This window comes from Microcoleus sp. BROC3 (genome assembly GCF_036702515.1).
In the GTDB taxonomy this organism is placed as follows: domain Bacteria; phylum Cyanobacteriota; class Cyanobacteriia; order Cyanobacteriales; family Microcoleaceae; genus Microcoleus.
In genome coordinates this window covers 1-7,228 of record NZ_JAUBTQ010000114.1, presented here as the reverse complement: position 1 = coordinate 7,228, position 7,228 = coordinate 1, and the positions used below count along the sequence as shown (strand labels likewise).

Here is a 7,228-nt window from a genome sequence, read left to right as displayed (position 1 = left end):
AGTAGTTCGTCAATCTTGGCCGCTAGGTCGGAAAGGTTGGGGGCTTCAAATTTTGGATGGCTTACAACTTTTTGCGCTTGCCGGGGAACTTCAAAGACTTTCTTCTCTCCGATCGCCGCCTTGATATCGTCTGCGGTTATTTGGTGTTGGTCAATCCAGTCGGCGATGTCTAACCCTTTACTTTTGGGTAAGTTTTCCCAAGCTTTAGAGTTTGGGTAGGGATAAAGCCAGAGGGCGTCGGGGAATTCCTGAGCCAGTACCTCGGCGTGCTTAATGCCTGGTTCATCGCGATCGGGAACGATAACAACCTTTGCACCCTCTAAATCGCTTGTATCAGAGCTTCGCCACTTGCTAGAGCCACCAATGTTGCAGGTAGCGGCCAAACCTGAATTCCACAAAATGTCCGCACAAGTCTCACCCTCGACAAGGTAAATCAGTTCATTGTTTGCGATCGCCTTTCTGACCTCGGCGTAGCGGTAAATAGGGATGTTTTCACGCTCTATCCCTTTAATTCCTCCTATCCAGCCAAGCTGTCGAGAACTTTTGCACTTACCCCAACTTTGTTGAGTCCAATCAGCATCACCCTTACCGTCCTTACCCCCTTTCCCATCATCGAACCGCACAACGCGAACAAGGGGGGAGCCGTCGCGGGCGGGATATTCCCAGTAGCGAGTCTGGCGAGGGCGGATGGCTTTTTTCTCTTGGATGGGAGCGTAGTAAATCTTCCCATCCTTATCAGCTTTCGATGTTGCTTCCCAACCAGTAGCGGGCGGTTGTGCACGGTTGCAGACTGATAGCTCACCGATAAAGTAGCACCAATCAGGTTTGCCACAGTGGGGGCAAGGGTTGCTTTTGGTTACACGGATAAGATTACGGGCGTTTGAAGATTGTCCGCCATTCGAGTTAAAATTGTCGTACATGAAATTTAGCTCGCCCTAAAACGAGTTGAATGTGAATGAATCCTCAAAACCGCTGAGTGCAGGTTCCAATTGCTGGCAGCGGTTTTTTGGTGTTTAGAGTTTGAAAAAATAGAGCTAGACAGGGGGAACCGCTCCGCAAAGTTAATAAGCGGACGCAGCTACGAAATCACAACGCTGTCTCTGTGGCGGCCAATGCCTATCCAGCAGACTTTCCTTTATCTCCTCAAAGGTAAGGTCCCGCCGCTCAGGTACTAGGTTTGTGTCTAGTGTCGGTGCTAGACACAGTGCTAGTAATATTGCGGGACTGAAGAAAGTCGCCCACAGAGCAACCCATTTCTCCATCCAGGCAAGTGCAACAACTCCAATCCTTGCAATCTCTTGGGATATTTGATGCTGTGGCACACCTTGCTTTTTTAAGCTTGAAGCTGTGTGCCTGAGAAAAGCCGTCAACCCTTCTGCCAGCAGCTCTTTTTTCTTCCCCGCAGTCGTTGCTACCACTTCAAACGCACGAATTAACTTGCGCGTGTTGTGTGGCGTAAAGTTACGGAGAAGTGGCTGTAGTTGGCGAAGAAGAGCCTTGTTCATGAGAACTAATTTTACGGCAAGGATAGAGAGTCTTGACCCAGAAGATATTCCCGCTCTTTGTGAAGCTGCAAACATACCTCACTTTTCGACATTCCACTTTCGCGGGATAACCGCTCCAGCAAGTCGCCTCTAGGGCTGTAGCTATGAGATTGCAGACCTCTATGAGTTTGCCGGGTTCGTCGTAGTAATGCCCGTTTGCTGCGAGTTCCGAGGTTTGGGTAAAAGAGTAATTCCATAAGTAGTGAGGGTAGGCAGAGTGTAAGTGCATCGACACAACCCTAGGGTTCCCCCTATGCACTGGTATCCTCAAAGTTATGTCTAGCTTAGCTTTGACAAGCTGGTAGTCTCGGATTTTCTCTGTCTAAATTTTGGTGGATACCGGGTATCACATAACCCGGTACGAACTCGCGGCCGGGAGGCAGACCCTAAGCCAGCCCCCTCCCGGCGCACGTTATTTGCCCTCGAATTGACTGAGTAAGTCCTGAAGCTTGACCTTGCCTTCTGCAAATTTTCGTCCCTTCATCTTGAGAATATTCTCAATAATCCAGGTCTTAGCTTTGCCTGCTTCCATCGCTTCCTTGACTTCCTCATACAGCGCTTTAGCTAGCTCTAGGGAAGCATCGGTAGTGGTAGCAAGTGCCACTTCCACTTCTTTAGACTCCGGCTCATACAAGGCTTCCAGTCGCTCCCGCACTTCCTCAATGTCCTCCCCAGGGGAAGCTAAAATTGCCTCAGCTTCCTGTTGGCGCTGGGTACGACTTACATAGACTTTCGTAGCGATTTCATCCTCCACATCAGCCTTAACCGCCCTGAGTTTCAGTGTCTCAATCTCTGCTTCGTCAGCCAACTTGCGGGCGATATTACCGCCACCGATCGCACAAGCAACAGCGCCACACAATGACAGCCCCTGCATAGATTTGTGCCAGCCGATACGCTTGTCAAGCGTGACTAGGGGAGTCAACCACAGCGCAACAGCAGCACCTGTGAGTACCCACATTTTCAACTGCATAAAAGCACCCCCGAGCCGATAATAGCCATTGCAAGCACTGCCACCAATAAAGCCTGCAAGGTAGCCACGGGAATCTTGAGCCACGAACTAACAGAGAAATCGAGCAGCCAGCACAAGCCCCAGAGAATGAAGCTTGCTGCTGCTAAAAATGCGATCGCTCGCGATGACATCGGGTGCAAACTCGCTATCCATCCCAAAAGCGAGGAAGCGGCGCATCCGGCAATGAAATAGTTTGCCAAGCTTGCCGCTCTCATTAGCTTTTCCCTCCCTTGCGGTCTTCGGGTGCGAGTAGCAGATTCCAAATTTCAGGATGGCTCTGAGCCGTTATCTGGGTGATTTTCGGCTTAGAGATTGAAACGTCAATCTTTGTGATTTTTGGCTTCTTCATTTCACCCCTCCCATTACGGCATCCCACGGGCGGGGCTGGGGAGGAGCTACGACGGGGGGGCGGAAATTCTTCAGGGTGTAGGAACAGCGACCACGCCCAAAAGGAGAATTGCTTATTTCCGAATAGTAGGCAGGCTCGAAGGTGAAACCATTCGCCCTTAAAGCTTCTATCGCTTCCTTTACCTCTTTTTTGTTGCCAGCGAGCCACATATATTCCATCAGCTTGCACCTCCCGTCAGCTTGGCTTTGATAGCATCGATGTCGGCGCGGGCGTTGGAGTCCGCTTTGTCAATTCGAGCGTCGAGCCGAGCATAACCGGGACGTAATCCGTGCAAGTGCTTTGCAAGTCCAGCGTTGGCGCGTACCTTCCGGAGTTCGTTGGTAGCGACTACTCCCTCATATTTCCGGTGGCTTTTGTGTACCTTGGCATCCGCCACTTCAATACGCCCAAGGGATTCATAAGCCTTCTTGCTGTACTTCGCACCCTTCTCTTTCTCAGTGGCAAGGGTTTTCATCGCCGCCGCTTCCTCTTTGTCAAAGTAGCGGGGAGCTGGAACGATTGGCACTGAGCGCTCGCCAGAGGCAAAATTACCCGGATTCATTGGCGAGATGGCATCTGCACTGGTTGCAGTCAATGCCTTGCTTTTGTCGATGTTGTGCCCGCCGTCATTTACGGCAAGCGAGCCACCATTCTTGGGCGCATCAGTTTGACCGCCACCGAATACGCGTAATTGTAAGCTCATAATTTTGTCCCGATTTGAATGTTGACGCGGACTGGTGGAAATAAATTCAAAGGATTGATTTGTCGCCACATGGACATAGCCAGCACAAAGACTCCCGCCGATGCGAGTACGAGCGCGACGAGTTGCCCAAAATCAACCCAGTCTAAAAAGTTGGTGGAACTTTGGGGGGTGAAGTTGCAGACCGGAAAGGAAGCATCGTTAGTCCAATCGCTTGTGTCTAGCGGTTCGTCTAGCGCTGTGTCTACAGCGGTGTCTACAACTTGCAAAGGAATGCCGTAGGTTTCCAGCAGAGTTTCCCACGTGGAAGTCTTGCTGAGTTTCCCAAACTGGCGAGCCTCTTCGTTGCTAAATCCGCAGCCAAAAGCGATCACCTTAAGTTGGTCAATACGGCGGTAATGGACGATGGGTTTAGTCATAAAACCCCGCCAACCCAAAGGATAAGAATTGCGATCGCCCGTCAGGGTGTCGCGCCGGAATAGGCATAATTATTTAGCTCCAACGGTTTCGAGAGAACGGTTGGGGAAGTCGTGACTTGTTCGGTGCTGATAACACCGCTCAGTCGCGCATCAATCTTCCTCAGTTACTTAACGATCGTGTTTTTGAGCCACCTTGTCAAGGGGTGGCTGTAAAGTTTTGTCGCCTCAACCTTCCAAAATCTCTAAAATTGCTTCTAAGTCTGCCAAGTCGGTTTTTGATTTTTTGCGCTTGGCTTTCAACTGGTTCAGCAGGTCAGCGACATCGGGGAAATCTTTTCCGGCAGGCGCTGATTTTTTATCCGCTTCCCGATCAGCGCGTTCCTTCCGTAGTTCCTCCTGTAAGTCCTGAACTTCCAAACCTAAATCACCATTCCGCTCGTGTAGCTGCGTCAATTTTTTATCCCATTCTGCGAGCTGCTTCTTAGCCGCTTCTAATTCAAGCCTGAGCGAGTCATCGTTGCCCTCGCTCAGGCTCTCAATTTTCCCAGGCGTTCCTCAATTGCGGCCAATCGTTCCTCAATGGGGTCAAGATGCGAAGTTACAAGCTTGTCTACACTTTCGGGTATAACTGTAGACAATTCTGTAGACGCGACGCTGGCAATACTTGGTGTAGACACTTCTGTGTAGACAGTTGTAGACACTCCCGAGAGTTCCTTTAAAAGACGCTGTGCAGTCTGGCTGACTGACTCTCCCTCAATCCTTTGGGCTTCTATCCAGTTAAGGAAGTGACCGCCGGCGCGAAACGATACAACTTGACTTTGACTCATTGTAGACACTTGTAGACATCATGTGTCTACACTAACTCAAATTTGTCTACAATGTCAACAGTTTTGTAGACAAACTTTGTAGACAAAACAAAAGCCCCGGTTGTAAGCCGAGGCAATCATTCCTAATCTCCCGCCAAGATGCGAGTTTACTTTCTCAATTTAGAAGGATTGTCACACCTCAAAAATAGAAAGTGGCACATTAGTCAGCCTCCCAGATTGGTACACACTGGCACAACGCCTCTCGCGTAAATCTGGGAAGTAAAGGAGTGTAGGTCACAGCGCTCTCATATCCTGAAAGCACTCGGGAGTGTTACAACTTCTCCGGCATCAAGAACGTAAGAAGATTGGAACCATTGGATACAGTGACACGAACTCGCTGACTGCCGCGTGACTCTTTATCAAGCTTGACTGTGTAGTCAGTCTCCCGACTGCCATATCCGATGTGAACAACTTCACCGTGCTGACCCTCATGAATGTTACGCGGTTCAACAATGACCACCCGATCGCCAATCTCAAAAGTTTTGGGAACTTTGGGGATAGCGACTGATTTTTCAGAAAGTGCGTAATTATTTCCGACACTTCCGACAGTAGTGTCTAAATCCTTGCTAGATATGGATTCTAACTGTCGGACATTACTACCGACACTGTACCGACAGTTACCGACAGTTACTTCATTTACTGTCGGAAGTGTCGGTAGATTGTCAGCGGTACTGTCGGTAGCTTCAATCGTTACACTGTCTACTTTTGAGGCTTCTGTCGGTACTGTCAGCGTGGTCAAAGTAAAAGAAACAGTTTTTCTAACTACTGTCACTTGTCCGAAATTCATTGACTCAAGCTCGACAAACCATTCTCGGACTTGCTGTACCGATACAGCTTTGTGTCCAGATGTAAGTGTGCGTTGAGCTTCCCGCGCCGAAAGTGTCCCGCCCTTCTTCTCAGCCAATAGGACAAGTTTGGTTAGGCTCGGAGCTAACGCTTTGCGATCGGAAAATTCAGCATAAAGGCTGGCTATTTGGTCGGCCGTAAACTTGACGAACTTAATCGCCGCCTCCACCACACTTTTGGGTATCTGCAAGCTGACCTCGACACCGTTGAATGCACAGGTGAGGGTGTGAATGATAGCGACCATCTTCCCGACTTTCTCTGGCATCTTGCCAATCATGGCGCGCATACCTTGTTTAGGCTCTGCAACCCGTTGCTCTTCCGTGGCATTGTAGAAGGCTGTAAAAAGTCGCTTGGCTTCGGGTGATAGCTCCATCTTCAATGCCGGCAAAGCATCTATTTTTGCGTACAGGCTGCTAAGCATCGGTGTGAGGTCAAAACTCCCGCTATCCTCTTCTGGCAACTTGGAAGCTGCTAGCGGTTGGAACACAAAATCGAACCGGGCAAACTTACCGTTTGAGTCGCTGCAATCTTTAAGTAGAGCGGCCAACACGTCAGGTTGGATTGTTCCGAAAATACTTAGCAGTAATCCATCTAGGTCTGCTTTGGTTCCAGAAGCTCGCAGAACTGTGCTGCCTGTGCCGTTCCAAAATTCAAGTAAGTCCTCCTCATCACTACCCTTGCCCCCTCGGTATTGGTTAGCAGATTTAAACAGTCCTGCAAGTTCATCGCAGCGGTACATCAGAGCCTGATCGGGATACTCTGCAACTTGGTACAAAATGCCCTCACCTGTGGACTTAGAGAAGGAGTAGAGCCGTTGCCGAGGTTCTTTAGGGGGTAATCCTTTGTTTTCTCCTTTGGCGGCTTTCCACTGCTTGTATTCTTCCTCATAATCGGCAAGGGCTTTCTGATACTCCTTTCGAGCCTTCTCGCGTAGCACTTGCATCGGTCGATCAATCATTCCCTTCAGGATGGGTGATTTTTTCTGGGAGGATTCAGAGACATTGACACCGAAATAGTTGGGGGTGCAGCGGTAGTCGGTATCGCGCCGGAGTAAGACTTCTGAGCCGACTTTAAATAGACTAGACACTTGAGTCACAAGAGCCATTAAGTAGCACTCGGCCTTCAAGTTCAGTCGCGCCGCTAGAGTTTCAATCGGTGCTGCAAGTTGGGCTGGCAAAATTTCTACTAAGTCAAGCCGTGCTCTTTGTGCAGAAAGTAACCGGGCAACCTCGGCCGCCGTGTCCTCTTGTTCTAGTTCCTGTTGTAGTTCTTCCTCACGAGTGCGGTAAATTTTCCAAACCTCAGCCGGAGCCAACCGATAAGTTAGCGCCAACTCTGAAACCTTGACTTGAAGCTGCGACCTTTTTAAATCGGAGTCGAGTAGTTCGTCAATCTTGGCCGCTAGGTCGGAAAGGTTGGGGGCTTCAAATTTTGGATGGCTTACAACTTTTTGCGC

At 49.6% G+C, this 7,228-nt stretch carries 9 protein-coding genes and 1 pseudogene; all 10 read right to left on the bottom strand.

Features of this window, described 5'->3' with window-relative positions; translation table 11 throughout:
- Positions 1-920, bottom strand: a pseudogene (locus tag QUB30_RS32580) (DUF3987 domain-containing protein); the annotation flags it as partial.
- Positions 921-1,061: 141 nt separating this feature from the next.
- The gene (locus QUB30_RS32575) at positions 1,062-1,580 is read right to left on the bottom strand and encodes a hypothetical protein (protein ID WP_333342306.1); all 519 of its coding nucleotides are present in this window, start codon (positions 1,578-1,580) and stop codon (positions 1,062-1,064) included.
- Positions 1,581-1,956: 376 nt separating this feature from the next.
- Positions 1,957-2,514: a hypothetical protein gene (locus tag QUB30_RS32570; protein WP_333342304.1), complete on the bottom strand. Its 558-nt coding sequence runs from the start codon at positions 2,512-2,514 to the stop codon at positions 1,957-1,959.
- On the bottom strand, positions 2,505-2,768 hold the full coding sequence (locus QUB30_RS32565) for a hypothetical protein (protein ID WP_333342302.1): 264 nt from the start codon (positions 2,766-2,768) through the stop codon (positions 2,505-2,507). The genes QUB30_RS32570 and QUB30_RS32565 overlap by 10 nt, the downstream gene beginning before the upstream one ends.
- A gap of 130 nt (positions 2,769-2,898) precedes the next feature.
- Entirely contained in the window at positions 2,899-3,120 is a 222-nt protein-coding gene (locus tag QUB30_RS32560) for a hypothetical protein (RefSeq protein ID WP_333342300.1), read from the bottom strand.
- Positions 3,120-3,536: a hypothetical protein gene (locus QUB30_RS32555; protein ID WP_333342298.1), complete on the bottom strand. Its 417-nt coding sequence runs from the start codon at positions 3,534-3,536 to the stop codon at positions 3,120-3,122. Before QUB30_RS32555 ends, QUB30_RS32560 begins: the two co-directional genes overlap by 1 nt.
- A 104-nt stretch (positions 3,537-3,640) precedes the next feature.
- A complete protein-coding gene (locus tag QUB30_RS32550; RefSeq protein WP_333342296.1) occupies positions 3,641-4,060 on the bottom strand; it encodes a hypothetical protein in 420 nt (139 codons plus the stop codon).
- A gap of 225 nt (positions 4,061-4,285) precedes the next feature.
- A complete protein-coding gene (locus tag QUB30_RS32545; protein ID WP_333342294.1) occupies positions 4,286-4,513 on the bottom strand; it encodes a flagellar alpha dynein in 228 nt (75 codons plus the stop codon).
- Positions 4,514-4,587: 74 nt separating this feature from the next.
- Positions 4,588-4,887 carry a hypothetical protein gene (locus QUB30_RS32540; protein ID WP_333342292.1) on the bottom strand — a complete coding sequence of 100 codons (300 nt, stop codon included), beginning with the start codon at positions 4,885-4,887 and terminating at the stop codon, positions 4,588-4,590.
- A 310-nt stretch (positions 4,888-5,197) separates the two neighbouring features.
- On the bottom strand, positions 5,198-7,228 hold a 2,031-nt coding region (locus QUB30_RS32535), incomplete at its 5' end, for a DUF3987 domain-containing protein (RefSeq protein ID WP_333342290.1).

What these genes read in the sequence shown, in the direction of transcription:
- QUB30_RS32550 (WP_333342296.1), bottom strand. Translation starts at nt 4,060, where the DNA reads ATGACTAAACCCATCGTCCATTACCGCCGTATTGACCAACTTAAGGTG.
- QUB30_RS32570 (WP_333342304.1), bottom strand. Translation starts at nt 2,514, where the DNA reads ATGCAGTTGAAAATGTGGGTACTCACAGGTGCTGCTGTTGCGCTGTGG.
- QUB30_RS32540 (WP_333342292.1), bottom strand. Translation starts at nt 4,887, where the DNA reads ATGAGTCAAAGTCAAGTTGTATCGTTTCGCGCCGGCGGTCACTTCCTT.
- QUB30_RS32565 (WP_333342302.1), bottom strand. Translation starts at nt 2,768, where the DNA reads ATGAGAGCGGCAAGCTTGGCAAACTATTTCATTGCCGGATGCGCCGCT.
- QUB30_RS32560 (WP_333342300.1), bottom strand. Translation starts at nt 3,120, where the DNA reads ATGGAATATATGTGGCTCGCTGGCAACAAAAAAGAGGTAAAGGAAGCG.
- QUB30_RS32575 (WP_333342306.1), bottom strand. Translation starts at nt 1,580, where the DNA reads ATGTTTGCAGCTTCACAAAGAGCGGGAATATCTTCTGGGTCAAGACTC.